The organism is Engelhardtia mirabilis (genome assembly GCF_007748095.1).
In the GTDB taxonomy this organism is placed as follows: domain Bacteria; phylum Planctomycetota; class UBA1135; order UBA1135.
Genome location: NZ_CP036287.1, coordinates 858,953 through 885,564, shown reverse-complemented (window position 1 = coordinate 885,564; position 26,612 = coordinate 858,953). Strand labels below are relative to the sequence as shown.

The window sequence follows — 26,612 nt, the reverse complement described above, 5'->3', positions numbered from 1 at the left end:
ACGACCTAGTGTCCTGGATCAGAAATTCGGCGTCACTGCCCGGAGGTCCGATCGATGCTGGCTAGGCGCGCCGACGACGCGTATCCGCTGCGATACTCGGAGGAGGCGCTGGCGACGCCAGCGGCGATCGGAGCCCGGGAAGTGACGCCGAATTTCTGATCCAGGACACTAGAAGACCGGCACCTTGGTGCCGTCACCGTTCACGACGAAGGGGATCTGCTTGCCCCAGGCGTTGTTCTGCCACAGCACGAGGTTGTAGGTGTCGGGCATGAGTTGGACGGCGAAGCCGAGGTCCTCGGTGATAGCGAAGGCCTTCAGGGGTAGACCCTTGCTGTCGCGCAGCAGTGCGTAGGTGCCGCCGGTGACATCCGCCGCGGACCAGGTCATGGTCACGTCGTGGCCCACTTCCGCCTGGAAGTCGACCTTCGCACCGAACTCGCCCACGACCTCGGCCTTGAGCGCATAGCCGGGCTCGTCGAGGACGACGACCCACTGGGAGCCGCCCGAGAGCTCTTCGCCGAAGTCGAACTTGCCCTTGCCCAGGGGATAGGCGTTGGTGGTCGGCGCGTAGTCGAAGACGAAGGGGTGCGCGACGTTGCCGAAGGGCAAGGCTCGCAGGAGCGCGCCGACGGGGTTGCCGGCCAGGTCGAAGACACTGCCGGACAGGGGGATCGACCCGCCCATCTCGATCTCTTCGACGTCGCCCCCGGATCCGGGCTCGAGGTTGAGGGCGCGCAGCAGACGGCCGTGGCCGCGCAGCCAGATCTCGAGGGTCCAACTGCCCGGCGGCAGGCCGGAGATGTCGAGGCCGCCGTCCGGGCCCAGGCGTCGCACGAGCACTTCGCCGTTCGGGCCGTAGAGGTAGACCTCCGCGCCGGTCACGTCGAGGTTGAGCAGGCTCTTCAGCATCAGGGCCACGTCGGCCCGCATTCCGTCGAGTCGCGCCAGGTCCAGGTCGAAGCGCACCGACTCGAGCCCTGGCTGCCAGGGCTGACTATCGAGCACGTACTCGCCGAACATCAGGTGCACCCAACGGGCGCTCGCGGGGCGTTCGGCCACCAGGGAGCCGATCAGTGCCGGGCGCGCCATGTCGGCCGGCGCCATGCGCTCGAACTCGGCCAGTCGGTTCCAGTTGTTCTCGGTGCCGGCCATCGGCAGTCGGCGCGGGGCCGGGCCGGCGGTCATCGCGGCCGCGAGGCCGTGGGTGATGGCCCAGTCGTCCGCCGAACCGGGCAGGCTGTGCACGGCGCGGGCGCCGGCTTCACCATCGATCGGAACGAAGACTCGCACGTCGACGCGCGGCGCGCGGCGGGTGAGCAGTTCGACGAAGACGCTCTCGGGCGACTCATCGAAGACCTGCTTGCGCGTCGCGGTCACATAGCCGTCGATCTGCGCCGTGAGGGTCCACTCGCCCCCGCTGAGGCCGTTGAGCGAGAAGCGCCCGGCCTCGTTGATCGTGGTGATGCGCTCGTCGACGCCGTTCTTGGCGCGCAGGTAGCCGAGCGACCTGCGACTCGCATCGAACACCAGGCCAGACTCGTCGCGCACCTGACCGACGATCTGCACGCCGTAGGTCGCGGTGGCGGCGAGCTCGTCGAGCCCCTCCGACCCAGCGGCCTGGTCGCCGGCGACAGTGTCGAGCTCGAGCGCGATCGCGTTCAGCTCGGCGCGTCGATCTCCGCTCCGGGCGACTTCACCCTCGGCTCCCACTTCGGGGCCCGGTCGGTCGCCCAGGTCGCGCTCGAACAGCATGGCGCCGACGAAGGCCAGCACGATCGCGGCCGCCAGCAGGGGAGCCAGGGGTTGCAGGCGACGCCGCGGCCGCTGCAGCTCGCGCTCCAGGAGGGCCAGTCCGGCCAGATACACCGCGCGGCCGCCGCCCGTGCGCTGGCGCACGCGCGAACCGATGGTGTCGAGGGCGTCCGACAGCTCGCGGTCGACGCGCGAGATCTTCTGCCGCCGCTCACGCGCGATGGACTCGGGACGGCGATTGTCGCGATAGCGCGCCAGGACCGCCTCGCGGGCCGAGGACGGCAGTTCCATGACCGCCTGCACCACCAGCCGGTTACTGCGCGCCGCGTCGACCGGCGAACGCCCGTCGATCCGCACCGCGCGCGGGTCGAGCCCGCTCTGCCACAGGCCCTCCGCTTCGTCCTCCCCCACCTCGTGCCGCGCGCGCCGCAGGAGCGCCCGAGCCAAACGCCCGACCCAAGCTTCGTGCTCGCCTAAACCGTCGTCGCCGCTCCAAGCGGCGTCGTGGCGCAGGCGTTCCTTGCTGAGGTGGAAGGGCTTCACGGGCGCGGTGCTGGTAGCGAGTGGGCGGAGCGGGTCGGTAGATCTGCCGGCCAGTGACGTGTGGACAATCTCGGAAGGGCTGGCTGGCGCAGCTGGGTCGCCCATCGACAGTCCGTTGGACGGTGACCAACCGCTCTAGGTTGCCTCGATCATCGACACCCGCAACGTCTCAGCGCAGTCCCTACGCACTTCGAACGCGACTCCGGCCCTTGCGGGCGATTCAATCCAGACCCTTTACAGTCCGCAGACATGGACGATACCCCTGGGCCCGGATCCGGGTCGCTGACGGATCGGATCACTTGCCCGCGTCCAATCGGGCCCAGCGGCGAAGACCTCCGCATGGTCACCGGGGCTGCGGCCCAGCGGCTCGATTCGCCCCAGCCCGCCGGTGCCGCCACCCGAACCGATCCCGAACCGATCCCGAACCCCTCCCGCCCATGCCGACCCAGCCGAAGCCCCGTCCCCTCGCCCGCCTCGCCGGCCCCCTCATCGCCGGCCTCCTCGTCGCCAGCTGCAGCGGCTTCTTCCGAGACAAGACCGAGGTCGACCAGTCCGCCGCCGAGGAGAGCCTCTACAGCCTCTCGGCCGAATCCCTCGCGGGCCAGCCGGCCCCCCTCTCCGCCTGGGACGGGCAGGTGACCCTGGTCGTCAACGTGGCCAGCAAGTGCGGCTTCACGCCCCAGTACGAAGGCCTGCAGGAGCTGCAAGAGACCTACGGCGAGCGCGGCTTCTCGGTGCTGGCCTTCCCCAGCAACGACTTCGGCGGGCAGGAGCCCGGCACCGCCGACGAGATCCAGACCTTCTGCGCGCAGAACTACGCCGTCACCTTCCCGCTGTTCGCCAAGGTCGCCACCAAGGGCGACGACCAGTCGCCCGTCTACGCCCACCTCGGCGGCGCGACCGGCACCCTGCCCGGCTGGAACTTCTGCAAGTACCTCGTCGGCCGCGACGGCCAGGTGATCGCCTTCTACGACAGCCGCACCAAGCCCACCGCCGACGAGCTGACCGAGGCGATCGAAGCGGCGCTCGCGGGTTGAGGCGAGCGTCCACCGCTCAGCTCAGCTCAGCTCAGCTCCACTGACTCGGTACGCGCGCCGCCGGACTCGAGCAGGGCGCGGTACCAGGCGGCGGTGGCTTGTGCGCGGCCCGGGAACTCGTTCGTGCCCCAGACGACGGCGATGACATCGGTGGTGTCCGCCGAGGTCTTGGTGCGCTGGCTGTCCTTGACGGCGTTCGCGCAGGGGCCCTCGGCGTCGAACAGACACAGGAGTCCGCCCAGAGCGATGGCCTGGCCGCCGGTGTTGAAGACGTACTCGGCGTCGGCGTCCGCGACGCCGATCCGCAGGGGTGCGACGGTGCGCGCGACGTCGACGACCGAGATCGGCAGTCCCGAGTGCAGCGAGGCCACGTTGCATGCGTCGACGGCGAGGTTGATCGAACCCAGGGCGCCCTCGCCCACGGCGCGCACCAGGTACTCCGAGGCGGGCTTGCCGCGGCCGGTGGGACGGTAGCCGCCATGGCGCAAGAGGCGCCGCACGGCCGCGCGTACCTCCTCGGAGCGCTCGAGGGGAGCGGAGGCCTCCAGGCTCAGCAGGGCGGCGAGAGCATCCGGGGGCGCCACGTCGCCGAGCGGGGAGGGGAACTGCGCGCGGAAGGCCGCGGCCTCGAGCAGGGGGTGTGCGTCGACGTGGATCATGGCTGACGCGCGAGTCTAGTGTCCCCGTCCCGGGCTCCAAGCGAACCGTGCGACGGCGAGGGCGACACGGAGGCGGCCGAATGTCGCGCGTAGCAGGTGCGGAAGTAGAGTGCAGCCATGGTTCGCCTCGACCTGCCCGCACAGGACCGGCCCACGCCGGCCGGCCGCGGGGCCAAGTTTTGGGCCTCCCCCGAGCGGCCGCAGATCGAAACGGTCCGCCCGGGCTCCGCGGCGCTGCACGGCGGGCTCGTCTGCCTCCCAGCCCTGGTTGTCCTGGAGGTGATCGCCCTGGCGAACGGCTCCGGGGGGCTGGCACTGCGCGGAACCACCGGCAGCCTGACCGGCCTCCTGCTCTCCCTCGTCGAGTTCGTGGTGGCCTGCGCCGTGATCGGGGTCGTGTTGATGGGCAGCTTCCGGATGGTCGCCGTCCTGACCGGGGGCCTCGCGACGACGGGCTTCGTCGGCCTCGCCGGCCAACCGTCCGCCCTGAGGATCCGTCGCCTACGGCGACTGTCGAACCGTCAGGGCGCGATCCTGGCAGGCATCCTGATGGCGACGTTGATTGCGCCGCGCCTGGTCGCGGTGAACGCGGACGATCCCGCCGCGTGGACCTTCTCCTACCAACCGGGGACACCCTTCCTGATGCCGCTGTCGGCCGCCCTGGTCGGCGCGGCCGTGGGCGCGCTACTGGCCCTCGCCTACTCGCGTCTGCTGCGGCCCCTGATGGCGCGGCCCCTGTCCGTCGTCCTGGGCCGCCAGGAAGCAGCATCGCTCTCCCCGACGGATTGACCCGTCGCGGCCGGTCGGATCGGGCGCGCGTCGATGCTACAAGACCGCCCCATGACTCCCCGACTCCACCCCCGCCGTCTCCGCCCGCTCGCCCTCGCCTCCGTCGCTCTGCTGGCCGCCTGCGCCTCCAGCGGCGGTGGCTCGTCCTCGCCGGTCGACATGCTCGGCAGCCTCGACCAGGACACCTTCATGGCCATGCACGAGCTGTCCGAGGCCGAGGTGCCGGAGCTGCACGGCGCGGTGCAGCGGGTCGAGGTGCCCGGCTACGGCGAGATGGTCGGCTACCTGTCCCTGCCGAGCGGCGTCGAGGGCCCGCTGCCCGGCGTGATCGTGATCCATGAGTGGTGGGGTCTGAACGACCACATCAAGCTGTGGACCGATCGCCTGGCGCAAGAGGGCTACGCGGCGCTCGCGGTGGACCTGTACGGCGGCACCGTCGCGACCACCCGCGAAGGCGCGATGGAAGCCATGCAGAGCGTCGACGGCGCCAAGGCCAGCGCGACGCTCTTGGCCGCGCGCGACTGGTTGCAGCGTGAGTACGGCACCCTCGCCACCCCCACGGCGTCGATCGGCTGGTGCTTCGGCGGCGGCTGGTCCATGCAGCTCGCCCTGATGGACCCCGAGCTCGACGGCGCGGTCGTCTACTACGGCCGCACCGAGGTCACCGAACCCCAGGCGGAACGCATCCATGCGCGCATCCTGGGCGTCTTCGGCAACCAGGACCAGGGCATCACCCCGGAGTACGTCGACGGCCTCGACGCGACCCTGACCGCGGCCGGCGCGGCCCACGAGTTCCTGCGCTACGACGCCGACCACGCCTTCGCGAATCCCTCGAGCGCCCGCTACGACCACAAGGCCGCGGGCGAGGCGTGGGAGCGCACGCGGGCGTTCCTGGCCGAGGTGCTCGGGGCGCGCTGAGTTGGAGTCCCCCCATGTTCCCGAAGCGAGCGAGTTCCGCTTCCGCGCGACGTTGCAGACCCGCTGGGTCGACGAGGACAACCAGCAGGTCCTCAACAACGCGATCTACTTGACGCTCCTGGAAGAGGCGCGGCTGCGCTACTTCCGGGGGCTCGAGTTGATGGACGGTGCGCGCTTTCCGTTCGTGCTGGCGCAGTGCAACCTGCGCTTCCTGCGACCCGGGTGCGGCGGGGCCGAGGTGGTCGTGGCGGTGCGCACCACGCACCTGGGGTCGAGTTCGTTCAGCCAGTCCTACCGAATGGGACCGCAGGGCGAGGAGCCCTGGGCCGAGGCCGAGGCGTTGCTGGTGGCCTGGGACAACAAGGCCCGCGCCAAACGCCCCATGACCTCCGCCTTCCGCTCGGCCGTGGCGCGCTTCGAGGGTCTGGCGGAGAGCCGGTGAGGCCCCGGTCGTGATCGGCGTCGCGCGCCGCAACCCGCGTTTCGCGCGGCTGTGGTCGGCCCAGGTCGTCAGCCAGACCGGCGACTGGTTCAACCGCGTGGCGGTGATCGCGCTCTTGGCGAAGCTGGCCGGGCCCAGCGCCGCGGTCGGGGTGGGCCTGTCCTTCGGGCTCGAGATGGCCGTGCGGATGTTGCCGACGGCCTTCATGAGCCCCTTCGCGGGGACGCTGGCCGACCGCTTCTCGCGCAAGGGGCTGATGATCGGCTGCGACCTGGCGCGCATCCCGATCGTGCTCTGCTACCTGACGGTGGACGAGCCGAGCGAAGTCGGTCGCCTGTATCTGTTGCTCGCCCTCCAGATGGGCTTGGGCATCTGCTTCGACGCCGCGCGCCAGGGAGCCCTTCCGAACACGGTCGGTAGGGACGACCTGCACGACGCCCTGGCTCTGTCGTCGGTGACCTGGTCGATGATGCTCTCGATCGGTGCCCTGGTGGGCGGAGCGGCGATCGGCCCGCTCGGCATCGCCGGTGTCTTCGTGGTCGACGCGTGCACCTACGCAGTGAGCGCGTCCCTGCTGGCCGGGCTGCGCCTGCCGACGGCCCCACCGCACCCGACGCCCTTCCGCTGGATCGACCTGTTGACCCTGCGCGAGGCGCGCTTGGGCCTGGTTCACGTCCGCGAACGCCGCATCCTCGCGGCCCTCGCCACCAAGGCCTTGTGGGGCCCGGCGGGCGCCTTCCTCGTGATGGTCTCGGTGGCCGCCTCCGTGCGTTTCGGCCTCGGTGACAACGGCCTGCCCGATCCCGCGCGCATCGGCCCGGCCTTCGGCCTGTTGTTCGCGGCGCGCGGCGTGGGAACCGCCATCGGTCCGATCCTCGGGCGCTACGCCGTGGGGCGCGGACGCACGGCGATGTTGCAGCAGATCGCGATCGGCTTCGTCATCGCGGCGATCGGTTATGCCCTGTTCGCCTTCGCCCAGGGCCTCTGGCTCGCGGCCCTGTGCGTGGTCCTCGCCCACGTGGGCGGCGGGGCGATCTGGGTCGCGTCGACGAGCTTCTGGCAGCAGAGCGTCGACGACCGCTTCCGGGGCCGGGTGCACGCCCTGGACTTCCTAGGCATGACCGTCTCGTTCAGCGTCTTCGCCCTCTTGGGCGGGCTGGTCTACGACGCGAGCCAGTCGATCGAGCTGACCATGGCTTGCGGCCTGGGGGCTTTGGCCCTGTGCGCGACGACCTGGTTCCTCGCCACGCGGCCGATTGCGCGCGAGCTGGCCACGGCGCCCGTGGCCGGCGCCGCCGGGGCCTCCGACCGCAACTGACCGGGCCCATCGGCGATCCCCTCGGCCGAAGCCGACGGCGGGGACACGGGCGACACTCCCAAAGGCCCTCGCAGACTCACCCTACTGAAGGGGGCTGCCCTCCCAGCAGGAAGGGCAGCCCCCATTCGCATTCCGGCCGGGGCATCACGGAGCGGCCAGGACCACCTCGAGGGCGTTGGTCAGCTCGAGGCTCGGCAACAAGGGACTTCCCGGCGCGACGGCCAAGGCTTGCAGATACAGCGGGAGACCGGCGAGGGCCGGGAGCTGCGGCACGGCCAAGACGAAGTCGATGGCGCCCGTGCCGTCGGCCACTCCCAGGGCGAGCGGCAGCGGGTCGGCGAGGTAGACGACGCAGGAGCCCAAAGCCGTCGCGCTCGGCAGCGACGAAAGGTAGAGCTGGCAGAGACCCAGAGGCGTGACGCCACGAACCTCCGCCATCGGTGAGGCACCCAGCAGGGCGCCGCCGCTCCAGCCGAGCTGGGGCGTCGGCGATGCACCGCAACCCACTCCGAGGGACTCGACCGCGTAGGTCGGAATGTCCGCGATCGCGAACGAATGCAACTCGGTACCGAACTCGACGGACAGGGCTTGCAGCAGGAAGCGCGAGCCAACGCGCCCGAGGGGAATCGGGGCCGAGCTGCCCGGGCCGGGAACGAGGTCGAACAGTCGGTGAGTGCCCTGGGGCGTGCCGTCGGTGATCCAAGGCTCGCTGCCGTGGTCGACGTCGAAGCCGCGGAAGATTGCGAGTCCGCCGGACCCGAGGGGCTCGAGATGGTCACCATGATCCGCGATGCGAACCGTGCCAGCGGCCGTTCCATCGGTCGCCCAGATGCCGGGCTCCAGACCCAGGTCGAACAGGCGTCGCAAGTAGACGTGGTGGTCGGTCGAGCCGATGCAGTCGGGAGCACTATCGAGGCTCCACGGCAGTAGCTGCTCGATCGAGCCGTCGGGGCTGACGGCGATCGCACCGTCGTCGCGAGAGGCCACCGCTAGCCCGCCGAGAGGAACGACGATTGAGAAGGCGGAGAGTCCGGTGGCAGCCAGGGTCGTCGAGGCCTCGGTCCCTGTCGTCGACCAGAGGTCGTGCACGCCCGAGCCCACGGTCCTGAACCAAAGGCGTTCCCCGTCGGCGGCGAACGTGTAGACGCTCTTGTCGACCAAGGCTGCGGAGAAGAAGTTGCTCGTTCCGGCGGCCGTGCCATCAGTGCGCCAGAGCTGGAACTTATTGGTCGTCGGTGAACGGCCGTTGAAATACACGTAGTCACCAAGTACCAGCGGTTGTCCGCCTGAGTTGCTCGCTCCGTCCAGCGACCCCGGATACAGGTCGATCACCATCTCCGTCCCGAGCGCTGTCCCGTCGGTCCGCCACAGCTCGACACCATGGATAACGTCATTCGCCAAGAAGTACAGGTACCGACCGAGCTGGGCACCGGCGTCGCCCTCGAGCAATTCGACGTCCCCAGCTGGTTTGACGTCCTTCAACAGCTTGGTGCCCGCCAACGTTCCGTCGGTCACATAGAGCCCGGTTCCAGTCGAAGGAGACTCGGCCTTGAACACACAGCGACCATCGATGATCCCCAGGACATCGGACGGCAGGCTGAACTCCCCCAGGGCAACGAATCCAGCGGGAGTGCTGTCGGTGGCGAAGAACGTGGACTTCCCACCGTAGATCAGCGGAAAGCCGAGCTGGCCGGAGAAGTAGCCGCGCCCAGCGGCCGAGAACAGGTCAGCTGGGCTCGAGCTGGCGCTGAGCGGGCCCTGGCCGAGGTTGGCTACGAGTTCCGTGGTGCCCGCTCCAAGCACCGATCCCCAGACCTGGTAGCCGCTCGCCACCGAGCTCCCCATCGACAGGGCTCGATAGACGATCTTCGACCCGTACTCGGTGAAGCCCGCCGCATCGTTGACGCCGGTGGGAACTGGCGGGACCAGGAGCTGTGTCCCGGCGACCGTGCCATCGGTGTACCAGGCCGCCGGAGATACGCCAATGAACCCGATGTTGAAGGCCACACCTCCGGCCACCGATTTGAAGTGGACCTTGTCATGCTTGAGGCTCGGGTTGGTGCCCGTCGCGAGCGTCAGGGTTCCCGCTGGGGTGCCGTCGGTGATCCGCACCTTCGAATCGATGAAGCCGGGCAACACATGAACCAGTGCGTCGCCGATGAAGGTGCCGGTCAGGGTGGTGAACGTGGGGAAGCTCGACGAGGGTCCGGGGACGAGTTCGGGGGTCGCCACCGTCCCCGCGGTCGTGCCGTCGGTGCGCCACAACTCCAGGCCCAGCCCGGAAACGTTGGCGAGGAAGTAGGCGACGTTCCCATTGCCGATCAGCCCGTTGTGGAACGAGGATCCCGGCCCGCCGACCAGGTCCTTGAGGATCCCGGTTCCCTGAGGTGTTCCGTCGGTCGCGAAGACCTCGACTCCGGTGGCGGGGGTACCTGTCGCGAAGACGACTTTCCCACCGGCCAAGGTATCGACGAAGGGAGCCGTCGGGTCGAGGGCCATGAGGGGAGTGATCTGGCCGCCAGTGATCGGGACGGCGACGAGCCGCGTACTTCCGTCGAGCCAGCGGAACACGAAGCGCTGGCCGATGACGTGCACGTCGAGGACGTTGCCGTCGACGAAATGAGCGGGAAGATCGACCTCGACCTGCGTCCCTGCGGGTGTGCCGTCGGTGCTCCACAGGTCGACGAAGCCGTCGGGGTCGACGCCTTCGAAGTAGGCGCGGTTGCCGACCAGGAAGAGGTCACTCTGCGAACCCACGCCCAGGTCGACGAGGTTCGAGGTGGGTCCGGTCGTGGCGAAGAGTCGGCGCGGCGGCCGGACGAGCTCTCCGTCATACTTGACATCCAGCAGCACGGTGCCGTCAGGCAGGGCGAGCACCGCCTGCAGCTCACTCGTCACGATGGGAGCCGCCGAATGGATCGGAGCAACGATGTTCTGGGGCGCGGCGCCGAGGGCCGGAAGGCACCAAACTCGGCTTCCCTGGAACGAGCTCGTGCCGTTCAACCAGAGCATCCCGCCTGCGACGCCCACGATCTGCGCGTCGGCGTCGACCAAGCCCGAGTAGACCTGGGTGTGGATGTTGCTCGTTTCGATCGGTGGCGAGGTGGTTTGGACGGGGACGAGGAACAGAAGGGTCAAGGCCGTAAAGGTCATCAAGAGTCTCGAAGGATCAACTGGTGAACGGGTCTCGGATGCGGATCGAGCGCCCGGGCCGTGGGCAACGCGGGCAAGGATCGATCACGCCGATGCCTCCAAATGTAAACGCAACGTTCAGCGAAGGGCCGCTCGCCAGATCCGAGATCCTTGAGACCGCTCCCCGGTGCCTCGGGCGCAGCCGCCCTGCGCTGCTCTGAACGGGGGGCTCGCGTCCCCAGTCCAACGCCCGTCGACTCGACTGGACCTGGCGATCGCCCTGCGCTGCGTGGACGTCGACGGCAGGATCGGGTCGCCTCGCCCCTCCACCCCCCGGAAACGACGCCGTTCACCGATGAGCCTCGGACCGGCCTACCATCGGGGCCCCCCGCCAACGGCCCCCCATGCTCTCACCGCGCCCCCGCCCGCGTCCTGCGGCCTTGATCGCCACTGCCCTGCTCGCGTCGGTTGCCACTGCCCAGGGCACGATCGGCGTCGCGCCCCTGACCGTCGAGGGCGATGTCCTCGCGGGCGTCGGGCCGCTCTTCATCCTGTGGGACAACCTGGAGGCCAACGACGGCGGCGAGTGGCTGGTGGAGTGGGAGACCACGGGCGCGGCGCTCGAGGACCAGTACCTGCTGCGCGGTGGCGCCTCCTACCTGCGCGAGGGGCAGCCCTTGCCTGGCGCGCCGGGTCTGTTCACCCTCGAGTTCGGTCAGGTCTCGATCAACGACCAGGGCGACCTGGCCATCGCTCTGGAGGTCGGCGGTCTGGCGCCGCCCCTCGATACCGGCGCCTTCGTCGACCTCGGCGCGGGGCTCGTGCCGTTGTTCCTGGAGGGCGAACCCGCGGTGGGCTTCGCGCCCGGTAGCACCTGGAACCGAATCGTCGATCTCACCATCAACGACGCGCGTCAGGTCATGGTCACCGGTTGGGTCGCGCCACCGGCCCTTGCGGCCGAGCAGGTCATCGCGCTCTACGACCTGGATGCCGGCGGCGCGATCGTAGGCGCGAGCGTCGCTGCGACGACGCAGGCGCCCGGCATCGCGGGCCTCGACCTCGAGCCCGACGCCAGCGCCTTCAACGACCTGGGGCAGGTGCTCTTCAAGTCCTTGCCGGTAGCCGCGGGTCCGCCGGCAACCGTGTTCTTGAACGGCAACCCGATCGCAGTCAGCGGCAACCCCTCGCCGGTGCCGGGTCGCAACTGGAGCGGCTTCGCCGCTGGCACGGTCGACCTGAACAACTCGGGCTCGTGGGTGCTCAGCGGCCTGCTCGACGGCGACAGCTCGACCAACCGCCTGATCGCGGTCGACGGACAGAAGTTCGTGCAGAGCGGTGATCCGGTTCCGATCGCCGGATTGGGGGCGCAGGACCTGACAGGCTTCGGCAGCGCGCCGGTTCGGATCGACGACCAAGGGCACGTTCTGTGGTTCGGGGCCTGGGGCGGCCCGGCGCCCGGTGGTGCCCTGTTCCTGGACGATCAGGTTCTGATCCGCGAGGGCCAGACGACCGTGGCTGGTTCGGTGATCGCATCGATCCGCCAGGGCACGCACACCCTGGCGCTGAGCGACGACGGATTGACGATCCTCGCCGCAGTCGAGCTGACGAGCGGCCTGAGCGCGGTGGTGCGCGTCGACCGCGGGGGCGAGGTCGTGGTGTTGATCACCTGCGCCCCCAACGGCGGCAGCCTCGAGGTCACCAGCGGCGAGCCGCTGATCGGCCATTCGATCGACTTCAAGCTCGACCAGTGTCCCTTCCCCTTCGGCATCGCCTCGATCGCCGTCGCGCCGGGGCTCTGGCCCTCGCCCGGTCCATGCGGGCTGTTCCTGCCAGGTACGGGCGAGGTGGCGATCGACTTCCTCTCGCCGGCGACGCTGTTCCTGCCCATGCCACTGCACCTGGGTGCGCCGTCCCTGGGCAGCTTCCCCGTGACCGCCGAGCCGGGTCTCGTCGGCGTGCCGCTCTTCGTCCAGGGGCTGTTCATCGACGCGACCCTGACCGGACCGAACTACGGCGCGCTGACCAACGCGCTGCAGATCACGTTCGGGGGTTGAGGCGCGAGCGCGCCGGAGCCCCCGGGGCCGGGCGTGCGCGCGGGACGGGGGTTCCGACCGGAAGCGCGCTGGCGCGCATTGCGAGTTCGCTGGCATGGGGCGAGGATGCGGCCTCCGATCCGTCCTCGGCCCATACCACTGAACATGCAACGACAACTCCGATTCGCCGCCCTCCCGATTTCCTCGCTCCTCTTCGCCAGCCCGGCCCTGGCCCAGTCCTTCGACGTCACCCAGCTCTCGATCAAGGGGGACGACATCCCCGGCGTCGGCCTGCTGACGCGGCTCGACAACCTGGAGACCAACAACGCCAAGGTCGCCTGGAGCGAGTGGGACACCGACAACGCCGACACCGACGCCGACCAGGTCGTGCTGCGCGACGGCGTGCTGTACCTGCGCGAGGGTGATGCGGTGCCCTCGCCGGCCAACGCAGTGATCGACAGCTTCGACTCGATCCAGGCCAACGACGCCGGCGACCTCTCCTTCAACCTGTTCCTGGGCGGCACCGGTGTCGGCACGGGAACCGACAGCGGCATCTACGTCGACTTCGGGGCCGGCCTCGTGCTGGTCACCCAGGAGGGCGACCTGGTGCCCGGCTTCGCCGGCGGCGCCACCTGGCAGGGCTTCTTCGAAACTCGCATCAACAACGCGCGCCAGGTGCTCGTGATCGGCACCCTCGACGACCCGACCATCGGGACCGGCACGATCGACGACGCGATGGTGCGCTATGACCTGGATGCGGCGGGCGCGGTGACCTCCACCACCGTCGTCTACTCCGAGGGTGTGCCCTACATCGGCGGCATCGATCCGATCGAGACCCTCGAGAGCGGCGCCCACGAGTTGGCCTTCAACGACGCGGGTCAAGTGCTGTTCGCCGGCAACACCACCGGCGACGCGAACTTCGACGACTTCATCGCGATCGACGGCGTCCCGATCGCCGTCGAGGGCGGTGGCACACCGATCGCCGGGCGCTCGTGGTCGAGCCTGGCCAGCCCGGAAGTCGACCTGAACAACTCCGGCTCCTACATCTACAGCGGCACCCTCGACGGCGACACGGCCACGGACCTCTTGATCGTGGTCGACGGCGCGAAGTTCCGCCAGGAGGGCGATGCGGTGCCCGTGGTCGGGCTCGAGGCCTTCAGCTTCACGACCTTCGGTAGCGGCCCGCTGCTGCTCAACGACATGGGCGAGGTCCTCTGGTACGGCGACTGGGACGATGCGGACACCAACATCGACTCGGGGCTGTTCCTGGACGACGAGCTCTTGGTCCAGGAAGGCGTCACCACGATCGGCGGGATCATCGTCGACACCGTGCGCGGCGTGCAGGACGGCTACGCCATGAGCGACGACGGCCAGTCGATCCTGGCCGAGCTGATCCTGGTCGGGAACATCGACGTGCTGGTCGAGATCACGCGCAGCGGTGAAGTGACCGTGCTGTCCTCGTGCGTGGCCAACGACGGTCTTCTGAGCGTCGTCAGCGGCGGCCCGAAGATCGGCCAGAACATCGACTTCGCCATGGACCAGAGCCCCTACCCGGTGGCCCTGTGCTCCCTGTACCTGTCGCCCGGCATCTGGCCCGGCGGCGGTCCCTGCGGTCTGCTGTTCCCCGGTGTCGGCGAGGTCTCGATCGACATCATCAGCCCCGCGCTGACCAACCTGGCCATGCCGCTCTACGCCGGCGCGCCCTCGGTGGGCAGCTTCCCGGTGCCGGCCAACCCGGTGCTGGTGGGCGTGACGCTGTTCTTCCAGGGCCTGTTCGTGGACGCGGCCCTGACCGATCCCGAGCCCCTGCGACTGACCAACGGCCTGGCCGTGACCTTCGGGAGCTGACGCTTCCGAGAACTTCGGGGGCTGCTGCTCCCGAGACCTTCGGGGGCTGATGCTCCCTGCGCCCCGACCCGGCCCCGCTCGCGCGCGGAATTCGCGTGCGAGCGGCAGGCCGGGTCGGGATTCCAACTCCTTTTGGCCCGTATACATCCCATGACGTTCTTCCTCCTGCTGCTCACCCCGCTCTCCGCAGCGCCGCAACTCCCAGAGCCTCTCTTCGAGGATCGACACCGGGCCCTGCCGATCGACTCCGCATCCACCCTGGGCGGTGTCCTGGTCGACCTGGACGCCGACGGCGACCTCGACCTGGTGCGCTCCAACGCGATCGGGAGCCCACCGGTTCGCATCGCCCTCAACTCGGGCGGCGGCATCTTCACCGACCGCACCGACCTGATGCCCGCATCCCCGGGCGCGATCGCGTCCGACGTGGCGGTCGGGGACGTCGACGGCGACGGTGACCTGGACCTGGTCACGGCCGGCGGCGACGCGGAGCCGGGCGTGTTCGAGACCACGAACCGCGATCGCGTCTACCTGAACGACGGCAGCGGGGCCTACCAGGAGCTGGTCGGCGCCTTTTCGGAGACCGACGTCCTCTCCTACGCCATCGAGTTGGTCGATCTCGACGGGGACCTCGACCTGGACGTGGCGATCGCCCGTCGGAGCGGCCCGAACCGCATCCTGCTCAACGACGGAACCGGACTCTTCAGCCCCCTCGCGGTCACGGACGCGACGAGTTTGGACACCCGCGCCGTGTTGGCGATCGACCTGGACCTCGACCTCGACCAGGACCTGGTGTTCATCAACGCCGATGGCCCCCACGAGGTCTACCGCAACCTCGGCGCCGGGGTCTTCGTCGACGCCTCGTCGATCCTGGCGGCCTTCGCGCCGACAAGGGCCGCGGCGGTCGGTGACGTCGACGGGAACGGCTTGGACGACCTCCTGCTCGACGGTGCCGTGGCCGAGCGAACGGGCCCGGCGAGCTTCGCGATCGGCGCAGGCACCGCCCCGAACGCCCGACACAAGCTCGAGCTCCTGGACGCCGACGGCGACGGCGACCTCGACGCCATCTCGCCCGACAACGGAAACGTGGCGGGCTCCGGCCTGTGGTTGAACGACGGCACGGGCGGATTCATCGACGTGGGCGGCGGGCTCGACAGCCTGGCACCGGCGGTGTTCGAGGCCACCGTGGGCGACGTGGACGGCGACGGCGACCTCGATGTCGTGCTCGGTCGCGGCAACGTCTACTACGTCGGCGAGCGCTTCGGCGACGCCCTGTTCCTGAGCGACGGCAGTGGGCAGTTCATGAACAGCACCCAGCCCGCCCCGCCGATCCCGACCGTAGAGGATCTCGGGGTCGACGCCGAGCTGTTCGATATGGACGGGGACGGCGATCTGGACGCGGCCGTCGGCACCTTCACCAACGCTCAGGGCGGGTCCTTCGAGCCCATGATCAACCTGTACCGCAACACCGGCGGCGGCTTGTTCGAGGACGCCAGTGGGGGGATCCCGCCCTACATCGGTCTGGTCCTCGCCACGGCCCATGGCGACGCAGACGGGGACGGGGACGTCGACCTGTGGACCGCCGGCACCAGCGACGACGACGGCTCGGGCGGCGGACTCGTTCGCTACCTGAACGACGGTTCTGGCAACTTCAGCACGGTGTCCAGCGTCCCGTTCACCAACAAGATGACCTCGGTGGAGTTGGCCGACCTGGACGGCGACGGCGACCTCGACGCGATTGCGGGCACGACGGTCACCCAGCCGCCCTACCTGGCGACGGCGCTCGTGCTGCAGCAGCCCGGTGGTGCGACCACCGTCGATGGCGCCCAGTTCGCGAATCCCTTGATGAACGTGAACGACCTGGCCCTGGGCGACCTCGACGGGGATGGTTCGGTCGACGCGTTCTTCGCCAACCGTGCCGGATCGGCGCCGATCGGCTTCACCGATGGCTCGGACCGCGTCTGGCTGAACGACGGCAGCGCCGGCTTCACCCTCCACGCGGGTGCCCTCTCGACCCCGGCGGTGTTCTCCAACCGGGTGGCTTTCGGCGACGTGGATGCGGACGGTGATCTCGACGCGTTCGTCGACTCCACAGGCGTCGATCGGCTCTTCCTGAACGACGGCACAGCGACCTTCACGGCGACCGAGTTCCTGCCTCCGGTCGAGATCGTCACGGACGCCCTGCGCTTCGCGGACGTGGACCTCGACGGGGACCAAGACCTCGTCGGCGTCGGCAGTGGCGTCGGGTACCTGTGGGTCAACACCGGTGGAAACCTCGCAGCACCGATCCAATCGGCCTTCCCGGGGGGCGCCAACGGCGCCCGGGGCTTCGACCTGGCCGACGTGGACGGCGACGGCGACGAGGACCTCTTCGTGGCCGCGGACGGCACCTACACCCCGGGATTCATCTCGACCGGCGGACGCGGTCCCGACCACCTGTGGACCAACCGCACGCGGAACCTGACCTGGAAGCGAGTGCCGTCACTCGGCAAGCCGCTCGAGATCGAGACCTGCGTGGAGGCGACGTCGCTGGCCCTGCTGTGGACCTCGCCGGGGCGAGCGGCGATCGACGTCGGCTTCGGGACCCTGTGGATCGATCCGCTGGGTGCGTTCCAGGTTGACTCCTACGTGGTGGCCGGGCCGGGCTGTGTCACCAACAGCTACCTCTTGCCGGCGAATCCCGCGCTGTCGGGGCTCGAGATCTGGCTGCAGGCCGGCGTCGTGCCGTCCGGCGGCGCCGAGCCGTGGTTGAGTGGACTCGAGGTCGTGCCGCTCACGACCCTGTGAGCTGGCGCCGCTGACTTCGCGCAGCGAAGGCCTCGGCGGGGCCGTGGACCGATCCGGTCCACGGCCCCCTGTCTGGCGGACTGCGATCCGTGGTGACGTCGTGTGCGCGGAGCCGGCGGCACGATGCCCGGTCGAACACGGCCTTCGCGCAGGCAGATAGAATCTCCTACCTCGCCGCGGTCGCGATCGCGGCGAGGCGCCCCGTCCCAGCTGTGCTCGCCCCTGCTGTGCGAGCGATCGCCACCCCCACTCCCCGGAGCAGCCCATGTCCCGCAGAACCGCACGTCGCTTGACCGTCGCCACCGCATTCGCTGCCGGCCCCTTTGCCGCGGTGGCCGCCGCCGGCGACTGGGTCTTCGAGCCCGTGGTGCTGAAGGACGACACCGTGGCCGGGATCGGACTGGTGGACGGCATCACCGACCTGGCGCTCAACGACAACGGCAACTGGGCCATCGCGGTCAACACCAGCTTCCCCGACACCTTCGCGAACTCGGTGGTGCTGATCGACGGAGCGGTCTACTACCGCGAGGGCGACCCTGTCCCGGGCGTGCTCGACACGGGCCTCAACGGCTTCGGACAGCTCAGCCTGGACGACACGGGCAAGCTCGCCAGTGACCTTTACACCTGGCCCCTGTCCGGCGGCTTCAACGCCGAGATCGTGCACTGGGGCGGGCACGAGTTGTTCCGCTCGGGCGACAACGCGCCGGCCACTTCCTACGGGCAGGGCGCGCTCTGGGCGTCGTTCAGCCAGGTGCTGAACAACAGCAGCAACCAGATCCTGCTGCACGCCTCGGTCGACGATCCGAACACAGCCGCGGTCTACGATCAGGGGCTGCACCTGATGACCCTCGACGACGCGGGCTCAGTCTTGGTCGACGTGCTGATGTCGAAGACGGGCGACAACGTGACCACGGCCTCCGGCGCCACCCAGTCGGTCGAGTCGATCCACGGCGGCCCGCACTCGAAGGCGATCAGCGAGAACGGCATCTGCATGTGGTTGGTCGACGCCAGCGGCCCGGCGGCGTTCGAGATCAGCGCCCTGATCAACGGCACGCCCGTGGTCCAGGAGGGCGGCCCCTCGCCGCTGCTCGGGCGCACTTGGAAAGACCTCTCCTACGCGCCGCTGGATATCAACTCGAAGGCCGACTGGGTGATCCAGGGCAAACTCTCGGGCGACAGTGCCACCGAGCACCTGATCGCCGTCAACGGTCAGAAGCTGGTGCAGTCGGGTGATCCTGTGCCCGGCGTTCCCGGCGCGACGATCCTCAACTTCAGCCAGACCGCGCCGCTGCAGATCGACGAGGGCGGGCAGGTGCTGTGGATCGGCACTTGGCTCGACGGCGGCCTTCGCAACGGCCTGTTCATCGACCACGAGCCGCTCGTGGTCGAAGGGCTGACGACCTTCGAGGGGGCGACGTTCATCGACGTGTACGCCTTCCAGGACGGCTTCGCGATGGCGCCCGACGGCACGCGGATCCTGTTCCGGGGCGTGCTCGACGACGGCCGCAATGGCGTCTTCAGCGCGACCCTCGAAGCCGGCGTCGAGGTCCTCGCAGGCTGCAGCGGCAACCCCATGACCTTGACGGTCAGCGCGCCGCCCGCCCTGGGTCAGTCGATCGTCTTCGACGCCGCGGGCAGCGACTTCGCGATCGAGGCCTCGAGCCTGTTCCTGTCGGCCCTGCCGGTCATCCCGGGTAGTCCCTGCGGGGTGCCCCTGGGCGTCGCGGGCGAGTTGCTGGTGGCGCTGAGCCCCGCGCCCCTGCAAGTGCCGATGGTCGGTTCGCCCGGCTCGCTGGCGCTCACCGTTCCGGCCCTGCCGGCCCTGGCGGGCGCGGACCTCTACGCCCAGGGCGCCTCGGTCAACCTCGGCGGCGGCCTGGATCTCCTGCGGCTGACCAATGGCCTGCGACTGTGCCTGGGCGAGTGAAGTCCGGGAGCTGATCCGCGAACCGGTCACGGGGGCCGGTCGCCGACGGGAGACTTCCCGCGGGCGGCCGGCCCCCGGCACGTTCGACGGGGAGCGATCCCCGCTTGCGTCTGTGCGCCGACGGCCGATCGCGTCAGGATCCTGAGTCCATGACCAGCGACCAGAGTGACGCGGATTCGATCCCGGCCCTTCTCGACGAGATCCTCGGGGACGCGGGCCGCACGCCGCTGCCGGGCGCGGCGCCGGTGGTGGCCCTGTCGGAGGAGGACGACCCCGCCAGCGTCGCGGCGATCGAGGCCCTGGCCCTGGCCCGGATCGAGCTGCGCCGCCGCGGGGTCGACCACGGCACGTGGGTCACCCTGCCGTCCGAGCTCGAACCGGCGGGGCGCCTGCCGCGTCCTTCGCAGCTGCGCAAGCGCTGGCGCGAGGCGCGTCCGTTCGTGTTGCGCGGCGCCCTGGCCGAGGAGCTGCCCCTGGCCCGCAACGAGCTGCACGCCGGTCTGCGACGGGGGCAGAAGGTCTCCTCGCCGCAGGACCTGGAAGCCGAGCTGCGACGCTCGCTCGGAGGGCGGGCCGCGCGCTTCGAGGTGATCGGCGCGGCCGACGAGCTCTACGACCCCGAGCGCGACTTGGCGCGGGTTCTGGTGCGCGACACCCAGGGCGGCTTCGACGACCTGTGGGTCAAGACCGGGCGGCTCTCGACCTACCCGGAGGACACCTCCCTGCGCCTGCGCTTCGCCTTCGGGGCCGAGCGCGAGGACGACGCCTCCGACGACGAGCCGCGCCACCGCGCCACGGCGGCCCTGGGGCGTGCGGCGATTCCCGAGCTGCGGCTGGTCGGGCCCGGTAGCGCCCTGATCGAGCGGGCCAGCGAGGCGGCCGACGAGTCGCTCCAGGCCACCGGCGCGATCGCCTATTGGAACGCGCCGGAGGGCGGCGCCCTGTTCCACCACGACGCCTTCTCGGGGGACGACTCCCAAGGCCAGCGCGGCGTGCTCTACACGCAACTGGTCGGGCGCACCGCGTGGCTGGCGATTTCGTCCGCCGACCTCGTTCGGCGCCTGGAGGAGTTCCTCGCCGATGAAGAGGAGCCCGAGCTGGCGGATCTGGCGACCCTGGCCGCGGATCAGGGAGCCGCCCGGGCCGAGCTGGCCTTGCCCGGCTGTGGGCGCTTCGGCCCGGTGGTCGACGGCTGGCCCGCCTTCACGGCTTTCCTGGCCGACAGCGGCCACGCGGCCGTCCTCGAGCCGGGCGACGCGATCGTGCTGCCCAACCAGGGCCTGGGCTCGACGGCGCTCCATTCGGTCTTCTGTGCCTCCCCCAGAACCACCTACGGGCTGTCTGTGGCCCTTCGGCGGGACTCTCGGCCCCACAATCGAGTCCGCGGGCAAAAAATGAGCGGTCGGACGCTTCGCTCGGGACCCGGGCGCCGTTTCGACCTCCGATCATGAATGAACGCCGCTCCGACCAGATCCACGACCTCTTCGCCGCCGCCCTCGAGCGCCCGGCCGAGGAGCGGGTCGCCTTCCTGGCCGAGGCCACCGCAGGCGACGTCGAGCTCGCGGGCGATGTCATGGAGCTGCTGGAGGGCGCCCAGGAGGCTTTCGCGGAGGTCGCGCAGTCCCTGGCCGAGAGCGACGCCGAGATCCGGCCCGCGGGCCTCGTCGGCGAGCGGCTGGACGACTTCGAGCTGCTCGAGGAGATCGGTCGCGGAGGTTCCGGGATCGTCTACCGCGCGCTGCAGCACTCGATGTCGCGCCAGGTCGCGGTCAAAATCCTGGCGCCGATGCCCGGCGACGACCTGCGCCGCAGCGCCGAGCGCTTTCGCCGCGAGGCCATCGCCGCCTCGCGCCTGCGACACCCGGCGATCGTTCCGATCATCTACTACGGCACCGCCCTCGGTCGCGACTACTACGCGATGGAGCTGGTCGACGGCCCCAGCCTGCGCGAGCACCTCGACCAGCTCGCGTCGTTGCCCCGCGAGCAGCCCTCGGCGCGCCAGCCGGACCTGCGCGACCCCCGTCAGGCGGCGAGCACGATCGCGGCCATCGCGCGCGGGCTCGACTACAGCCACAGCCTCAAGATCATCCACCGCGACATCAAGCCGCAGAACGTGCTGATCGACGGTGAGGGTCGGCCGCGGCTGACCGACTTCGGCCTGGCCAAGAACCTGGAGCTGGGCGGCCTGACGCGAACCGGCGACCTGGCCGGTACGCCCAACTACATGGCTCCCGAGCAGGCGGTCCAGGCTCTGGGGCCGATCGACGCGCGCTCGGACGTCTACTCCCTGGGCGCGGTGCTCTACGAAGTGCTGTGCGGCAGGCCGCCGGCGGTGGGCGACACCCTGACCGAGATCCTGCTGTCGATCGCCGAGAAGCCGGTCGAGGACGTGGGCCGCGTTGGACCCGCGATTCCGGCCCAACTGGCTTTGGTCTGCATGAAGGCTCTGCGTCGCGAGCCCGACAAGCGCTACCAGACCGCCGGCGAATTCGCGCGCGACCTCGAGAACTTCGTCGAGGGGCGCAAGGTCGACGCCCGCCCGCCCACGGTCGTGGAGCGCCTGCGGGCTCGCTCGGTGGATCGACGCTCACTGCTGCGGGCCCTGCCCGCCGCGGCGCTCCTGGGCGCGGCCGCGGCCGCCGGTGGCGCCAGCGCCATGAGGCGAGTGGCCGCGGCCGCCCGCGCTCCGCGATTGGTGCTGGGTGGTTCGACCCCCGCGAAGGTCTGGCTGACCCCGGTCGACGGTGAGCTGCTGCCGACCGGCGGCACCTCCGAACTCGGGCGAGTGGTTCCGGGCGAGCCTCGCAGCTACGACGGCGAAGGACGCTTCCGGATCGACCTGGAGGACGGGACCGGCGCGCGCGTCGACGTCGTGCGCGAGCTGCGACCGGAGTCCACCGTCGAGCTCGACGTCTCCTTCGAGCGGCGCGGCAGCTCGATGGTCTCGATCCCCGGCGGTGTGGTGACGGCCTTCGTCTTCCCAGAGCTGAACCTCGCCCAAGAGGAGCAGTTCGAGGTCGGGCCCTTCGAGTTCGACACCGCCGCGGTGACCAACAGGGAGTTCCGCGCCTACCTCGAGGCCACGGGCCGCGACGTCCTGCCCTACTGGCCCCAGGCGTGGATCGAACTGTGGAAGAATCCACCGCGCGAGGACTGGGACGACCTGCCCGTGGTCTACGTCGCCTGGTCCGACGCCGAGGCCTACGCCAATTGGGCCGGAAAACGGCTCCCAACGCGCCTGGAGTTCGTCCGAGCGGCCCTCTGGGACCACGAGTGGCTCGAGACGTCGGCCGCGATCGACGTGGAACAGGCCTATGTCCTGGGGCGCCCGGTCTCCGTCGACGTGGACGGCAAGCCCTCGACGGCCCACGCCTACATCGCGTTCGCGGAGCCCTCCCGCGCCCCGGGGCGCGATCATTCCCCCGGCGGCGAGGTCTTCCACCTGGTGGGGAACGTGGCCGAGTGGTCGGCCACGCCCTTCATCTATTCGGGCAAGAACGGCGGAAAGGCGGGCTTCGCCGGGGAGCGCTATGTTCGCTCGGGCGCATGGCACCGAGCCGCATCTGGGGACTCCCTTGGAGACCTCTTCCGTTTGGTGGGGCGCAAACACGAAGATGGGGCTTCCTCGGACGTCGGATTTCGCTGCGCGCGCAGCGTCCACGCCTGAGGACCCGAGGAGCTCCGGCAGAATTCGCGGGCTGCACCCGCGTAGCCGAACTCCAAGGGGATTCGTGACCCCCGTTTGCCCATCCTTCGGGCCAACCCACCCCCCTAATAAGGCGACATGCCCCAGCAGTACACACTCGCCCAGGGTTCGATCCTGATCGATGTCCCGCCCTCCTACTGCCAGGCCTTCTCGAAGCTCTCGGCCGACCAACGCGAGCTGACCGGCAGCTTCTTCAGCGCCGCGATTCACGGCGGTGACGACCCCGGCCTCGAGGAGCTCTTCGGTGACATGCACCAGTCGGAGCTGCGCCAGATCGTTCCGGTCAACGACGGAACCAACATGGCCGAGACCGCGGACCTGGCCACTTCGGCCAACCGAATCCTGAACGCCTACAACAGTCGCCAGGCGGACTTCGGCATCACGTTCGATCCGATTCCGGCAGGCTCCAATCCGACCTGCTACCGCTGGATCTACGACCCCGAACTCGACGAGTGGGTGTTGGTGATCAACTACGGCTTGACGGTGGCGACCGGCAACGTTTCCGGAGCCCAGTTCAACTGGCTGCCCCTCTCGGCCGCCAAGGGACAGCCGGGCTTCGCCCTGCCCGAGGAACTCGACTACTTGATGGACGGGAGTGAGGTCGTGGTGGATCTGAAGTACCACCTGACGCTCACTTTTCTCGCCCAGTGACCTGAGGGTCACTCATCCGGCCCCGTGATCCTGGTGTCACTCGTTCGGCCGAGTGACCCTGGATCGCGCTCTCGGCGCCGCGGCGCTGTGGCAAATGACGAGACCAGCGGCCGGTTCTCGTCGACCGGGCCTCCGAACGGCACCCTCTCCGGATAGTGCCCACCCGGGCACCGGAACCCGCCCGAAGCCCTATCCTTCACCATCGCCTTCGACTGATACCGACTGCCCCATGAGCACCACGATCTCCGACAAGTCCCGCCTCGTTGCGACCCTGCTCTGCTTCTTCCTCGGTGGCTTCGGCGCGCATCGCTTCTACGTCGGGAAGACCGGCACCGCGATCCTGATGATCGTGACCCTCGGCGGCCTCGGGATCTGGACCCTGATCGACCTGATCGTGATCGTCATGGGCTCCTTCCGTGACGTCGAGGGTCGCAAGGTCTTCATGTGGACGGAGCCCGGCTCGGTCGGCTGAGAGGTCGGTCGGGCGTTCGCGCCCGTAACGCAGTGGTACCGGGCGGGGCCCCACCCCGCCCGGCTCCGTTCGCGATGCGGCCCCGGTTGGAGTCCGACGCCATCCGCCGCCGACGCCATCGCACTCCCCACCACGACCGAACCCGATTGCAAGTCCGATGAGCGACGACCCCTACGCACCCTTCGAGGCCCTACTCGCGAGCGAACCCGACGACACCATGCTGCTCTACGGCCTGGGGCGGAAGATGCTCGATGGTGGGCACCACGAACGCGCCGCCGTTCACCTGCGCCACTGCGTCGAGGTCGACCCCGGCTACTCGGCCGCCTGGCGCGAGCTGGGCCGCGCCCTGGAGGCTGGCGGCGACACGGACGGCGCGCGCACGGCCTACACCCGGGCGATCGAGGTGGCGCAGGAGAAGGGCGACCTCCAGGTGGTCAAGGAGGCCAAGGTCTTCCTCGGTGGGCTTGACGGCTGAAGCGGGCCAACCCGCGTCGGTGCCCACACTCGCGCGCTGACCGGAGCGGCTAGACTGGGCAGTCTTGGCCGCCCCCCTCCAAGCCTCCCCGCCCCCCCTCGAGCTGCTGCTCGACGCGGAGGTCTACGCCCCCGAGCCCCTCGGCCGCCTCCACCTCCTGGTGGGTGGTGGCCGCGTGTTGTGGATGGGCGCGGACCGTCCGCGGTCCGTGGCCGAGCTGGGCGCTACCGAACGGGACCTGGGCGGCGCGCGGCTGGTGCCCGGCCTGGTCGACTGCCACGCCCACCTGACCGGCGGCGGCGGCGAGGTCGGCTTCGCCTCGCGGGTGCCCGCCCCCGCCCTGACGCGCTACACCACGGCCGGCGTGACCACCGCCGTGGGGCTGCTCGGGACCGACGACACCACGCGCTCGATCGCCGAGCTCTTGGCCACGGCGCGGTCCCTGCGCGAGCAGGGGCTCTCGACCTGGATCTGGACCGGCGGCTACCACGTGCCGCCGCGCACCCTGCTCGGCTCGGTGCGCGAGGACATCGCCCACGTGGACCTGTGCCTCGGCGCGGGCGAGATCGCGATCAGCGACCACCGCTCGAGCCAGCCGACCCTCGACGAGCTGCTGCGGATCGCGGGCGACTGCCACGTGGGTGGGTTGATGACCGGCAAGGCCGGCATTCTGCACCTGCACCTGGGCGACGGGGAGCGCGGCCTCCAGCTCCTGTGGTCGGCCCTCGACCAGGCCGAGATCCCCGCGCGGGTCTACCACCCGACCCACGTGAACCGGCGCGAGGCCCTGTTCGAGGAGGCCCTGACCCTGGCCGAGCGCGGCGCGACGATAGACGTCACCGCCTTCCCCACCGTGGACGGTGAGGACGAGCTGCCGGCGGTGGGCGCGATCCAGCGCTATTTCGCCAGCGGCCTGCCCGACGAGCGCCTGACGGTCAGCTCCGACGGCGGCGGCTGCCTGCCGCGCTTCGACCGCCAGGGCGCGCCGACCGGCTTCGACCTGGGCGACTCGCGCACCCTGCCCGCGACCCTGCGGGAGCTGCACGCCGGCGGCATGGCGCTGGAACGTGCGCTGTTGCCCTTCACCCTCAACCCGGCCCGACACCTGCGTTTGCATGGAAAGGGCCGGATCGCGGTCGGCTGTGACGCCGACCTGGTCGCACTGGACGCCGACGGCGCGGTGCGCGACGTGATGGCCGGCGGCCACTGGCACGTGCTCGATAGCCTGCCCGTGCGCCGAGGAAGCTTCGAAACCGAGACCCCGTGAGCGCCAGAGACTTCATTCACAATCCCAAGCGCGGTTGGATCGTCCCCATCGGGGGCGCGGAGGAAAAGTACCGCGACCCGCAGATCCTGCGCGCCTTCGTCGACCGCTGCGGCGGCGAGAAGTCGACCATTGCGGTGATCCCCACCGCTTCACGCCTCGAGGACACCGGTCCACGCTACGTGGAGCTGTTCGAAGAGCTGGGGGTCAGCCGCGCCATCAGCCTGCCCTTCGAGAACCGGCAGGACTGCACGCGCAAGGACTGGCTGCAGGTCCTGAGCGAGGTCGACGGCGTCTTCATGACCGGCGGCAACCAACTGCGCCTGTCGACCACCCTGGGCGGCACGCCCGTGGCCCGCATGCTGCGCGATCGCAACTCGGAGGGTCTGCACGTGGCCGGCACCTCCGCCGGCGCGGCCTACATCTCCGAGCACATGATCGCCTTCGGCGACGAGGGCCCCACGCCCCACGCCAACATGGTGCAGCTCGCGCCGGGCCTGGGCCTGACCGGCACGGTCCTGGTCGACCAGCACTTCCGCCAGCGCGACCGCCTCGGGCGCCTGTTGACGGCCCTGTCGTTCAATCCCTTCGCCACCGGCGTGGGCCTGGACGAGGACACGGCCGCCTTCATCGCGCCCGACGAGACCATCGAGGTCGTGGGCTCGGGCGCGATCACGGTCGTCGACCCCTCCGAATTGGAGTCCTCGACCATGGACTCGGCCAAACGTTCCGAGCCGGTCTCCCTGATCGGGATCCGGCTGCACATCCTGATCGAGGGCGGGACCTACAACACCCAGACCCGCGAAGCTCGCGCGGCTCGTCCGACGGCCGCCCGCTGAAACCGACGCGGATCTGCGGATCC

General features: G+C 69.9%; 19 protein-coding genes. 16 read left to right on the top strand and 3 right to left on the bottom strand.

Translation table 11 applies throughout. The features are described from left to right. Positions 1-168: 168 nt before the first annotated feature. Entirely contained in the window at positions 169-2,295 is a 2,127-nt protein-coding gene (locus Pla133_RS03270; RefSeq protein ID WP_145062396.1) for a carboxypeptidase-like regulatory domain-containing protein, read from the bottom strand. 437 nt (positions 2,296-2,732) lie between these two features. On the opposite strand from Pla133_RS03270, the gene Pla133_RS03265 reads away from it, so the two are divergent. Continuing rightward, positions 2,733-3,332 (top strand): glutathione peroxidase, encoded by a 600-nt coding sequence (locus tag Pla133_RS03265; protein WP_145062394.1) that lies wholly within the window; start codon positions 2,733-2,735, stop codon positions 3,330-3,332. A gap of 26 nt (positions 3,333-3,358) precedes the next feature. Here the strand turns inward: Pla133_RS03265 and Pla133_RS03260 are convergent, their stop codons facing one another. After that, positions 3,359-3,991, bottom strand: a complete 633-nt coding sequence (locus tag Pla133_RS03260; protein WP_145062392.1) for a phenylalanine--tRNA ligase beta subunit-related protein — start codon at positions 3,989-3,991, stop codon at positions 3,359-3,361. A gap of 117 nt (positions 3,992-4,108) precedes the next feature. On the opposite strand from Pla133_RS03260, the gene Pla133_RS03255 reads away from it, so the two are divergent. Genes Pla133_RS03255 through Pla133_RS03240 form a run of 4 tightly spaced genes read left to right on the top strand, consistent with a single transcriptional unit; the run spans position 4,109 to position 7,458 of the window. Next, positions 4,109-4,780 carry a hypothetical protein gene (locus Pla133_RS03255; RefSeq protein WP_145062389.1) on the top strand — a complete coding sequence of 224 codons (672 nt, stop codon included), beginning with the start codon at positions 4,109-4,111 and terminating at the stop codon, positions 4,778-4,780. A 51-nt stretch (positions 4,781-4,831) separates the two neighbouring features. Continuing rightward, complete coding sequence (locus Pla133_RS03250; RefSeq protein ID WP_145062387.1) at positions 4,832-5,698, top strand: dienelactone hydrolase family protein; 867 nt, start codon at positions 4,832-4,834, stop codon at positions 5,696-5,698. Between the two features lie 52 nt (positions 5,699-5,750). Further along, positions 5,751-6,140, top strand: a complete 390-nt coding sequence (locus Pla133_RS03245; protein ID WP_419195421.1) for an acyl-CoA thioesterase — start codon at positions 5,751-5,753, stop codon at positions 6,138-6,140. A gap of 10 nt (positions 6,141-6,150) precedes the next feature. Then, complete coding sequence (locus Pla133_RS03240) at positions 6,151-7,458, top strand: MFS transporter (protein ID WP_145062384.1); 1,308 nt, start codon at positions 6,151-6,153, stop codon at positions 7,456-7,458. A gap of 144 nt (positions 7,459-7,602) precedes the next feature. Here the strand turns inward: Pla133_RS03240 and Pla133_RS03235 are convergent, their stop codons facing one another. Further along, positions 7,603-10,611: a hypothetical protein gene (locus Pla133_RS03235; RefSeq protein ID WP_145062382.1), complete on the bottom strand. Its 3,009-nt coding sequence runs from the start codon at positions 10,609-10,611 to the stop codon at positions 7,603-7,605. Positions 10,612-10,994: 383 nt separating this feature from the next. Here Pla133_RS03235 and Pla133_RS03230 point away from each other — a divergent pair, with 383 nt between their 5' ends. The 11 genes from Pla133_RS03230 to Pla133_RS03180 all read left to right on the top strand — a co-directional run bounded on the left by Pla133_RS03230 (position 10,995) and on the right by Pla133_RS03180 (position 26,589). Beyond that, complete coding sequence (locus Pla133_RS03230) at positions 10,995-12,644, top strand: hypothetical protein (RefSeq protein WP_145062380.1); 1,650 nt, start codon at positions 10,995-10,997, stop codon at positions 12,642-12,644. A gap of 144 nt (positions 12,645-12,788) precedes the next feature. After that, the gene (locus tag Pla133_RS03225; protein WP_145062378.1) at positions 12,789-14,471 is read left to right on the top strand and encodes a DUF7453 family protein; all 1,683 of its coding nucleotides are present in this window, start codon (positions 12,789-12,791) and stop codon (positions 14,469-14,471) included. 150 nt (positions 14,472-14,621) lie between these two features. After that, on the top strand, positions 14,622-17,255 hold the full coding sequence (locus tag Pla133_RS03220) for an FG-GAP repeat domain-containing protein (protein WP_145062376.1): 2,634 nt from the start codon (positions 14,622-14,624) through the stop codon (positions 17,253-17,255). A 265-nt stretch (positions 17,256-17,520) separates the two neighbouring features. Next, positions 17,521-19,182 (top strand): hypothetical protein, encoded by a 1,662-nt coding sequence (locus tag Pla133_RS03215; protein ID WP_145062374.1) that lies wholly within the window; start codon positions 17,521-17,523, stop codon positions 19,180-19,182. A 149-nt stretch (positions 19,183-19,331) separates the two neighbouring features. After that, positions 19,332-20,633 carry a hypothetical protein gene (locus Pla133_RS03210; RefSeq protein WP_145062372.1) on the top strand — a complete coding sequence of 434 codons (1,302 nt, stop codon included), beginning with the start codon at positions 19,332-19,334 and terminating at the stop codon, positions 20,631-20,633. Then, entirely contained in the window at positions 20,630-22,849 is a 2,220-nt protein-coding gene (locus Pla133_RS03205) for a bifunctional serine/threonine-protein kinase/formylglycine-generating enzyme family protein (RefSeq protein WP_145062370.1), read from the top strand. Before Pla133_RS03210 ends, Pla133_RS03205 begins: the two co-directional genes overlap by 4 nt. A 117-nt stretch (positions 22,850-22,966) precedes the next feature. Then, on the top strand, positions 22,967-23,539 hold the full coding sequence (locus Pla133_RS03200; protein WP_145062368.1) for a hypothetical protein: 573 nt from the start codon (positions 22,967-22,969) through the stop codon (positions 23,537-23,539). Between the two features lie 229 nt (positions 23,540-23,768). Then, positions 23,769-24,011 carry a TM2 domain-containing protein gene (locus Pla133_RS03195; RefSeq protein WP_145062366.1) on the top strand — a complete coding sequence of 81 codons (243 nt, stop codon included), beginning with the start codon at positions 23,769-23,771 and terminating at the stop codon, positions 24,009-24,011. Between the two features lie 157 nt (positions 24,012-24,168). Further along, entirely contained in the window at positions 24,169-24,486 is a 318-nt protein-coding gene (locus Pla133_RS03190) for a tetratricopeptide repeat protein (protein ID WP_145062364.1), read from the top strand. A 64-nt stretch (positions 24,487-24,550) separates the two neighbouring features. Further along, a complete protein-coding gene (gene iadA / locus Pla133_RS03185) occupies positions 24,551-25,753 on the top strand; it encodes a beta-aspartyl-peptidase (RefSeq protein WP_145062362.1) in 1,203 nt (400 codons plus the stop codon). Further along, the gene (locus tag Pla133_RS03180; RefSeq protein ID WP_419192074.1) at positions 25,750-26,589 is read left to right on the top strand and encodes a cyanophycinase; all 840 of its coding nucleotides are present in this window, start codon (positions 25,750-25,752) and stop codon (positions 26,587-26,589) included. Before iadA ends, Pla133_RS03180 begins: the two co-directional genes overlap by 4 nt. Positions 26,590-26,612: the final 23 nt, after the last annotated feature.

Coding starts and splice junctions, on each gene's coding strand:
- Pla133_RS03265 (WP_145062394.1), top strand. CDS start 2,733: ATGCCGACCCAGCCGAAGCCCCGTCCCCTCGCCCGCCTCGCCGGCCCC.
- Pla133_RS03260 (WP_145062392.1), bottom strand. CDS start 3,991: ATGATCCACGTCGACGCACACCCCCTGCTCGAGGCCGCGGCCTTCCGC.
- Pla133_RS03255 (WP_145062389.1), top strand. CDS start 4,109: ATGGTTCGCCTCGACCTGCCCGCACAGGACCGGCCCACGCCGGCCGGC.
- Pla133_RS03250 (WP_145062387.1), top strand. CDS start 4,832: ATGACTCCCCGACTCCACCCCCGCCGTCTCCGCCCGCTCGCCCTCGCC.
- Pla133_RS03235 (WP_145062382.1), bottom strand. CDS start 10,611: ATGACCTTTACGGCCTTGACCCTTCTGTTCCTCGTCCCCGTCCAAACC.
- Pla133_RS03230 (WP_145062380.1), top strand. CDS start 10,995: ATGCTCTCACCGCGCCCCCGCCCGCGTCCTGCGGCCTTGATCGCCACT.
- Pla133_RS03225 (WP_145062378.1), top strand. CDS start 12,789: ATGCAACGACAACTCCGATTCGCCGCCCTCCCGATTTCCTCGCTCCTC.
- Pla133_RS03220 (WP_145062376.1), top strand. CDS start 14,622: ATGACGTTCTTCCTCCTGCTGCTCACCCCGCTCTCCGCAGCGCCGCAA.
- Pla133_RS03215 (WP_145062374.1), top strand. CDS start 17,521: ATGTCCCGCAGAACCGCACGTCGCTTGACCGTCGCCACCGCATTCGCT.
- Pla133_RS03210 (WP_145062372.1), top strand. CDS start 19,332: ATGACCAGCGACCAGAGTGACGCGGATTCGATCCCGGCCCTTCTCGAC.
- Pla133_RS03205 (WP_145062370.1), top strand. CDS start 20,630: ATGAATGAACGCCGCTCCGACCAGATCCACGACCTCTTCGCCGCCGCC.
- Pla133_RS03200 (WP_145062368.1), top strand. CDS start 22,967: ATGCCCCAGCAGTACACACTCGCCCAGGGTTCGATCCTGATCGATGTC.
- Pla133_RS03195 (WP_145062366.1), top strand. CDS start 23,769: ATGAGCACCACGATCTCCGACAAGTCCCGCCTCGTTGCGACCCTGCTC.
- Pla133_RS03190 (WP_145062364.1), top strand. CDS start 24,169: ATGAGCGACGACCCCTACGCACCCTTCGAGGCCCTACTCGCGAGCGAA.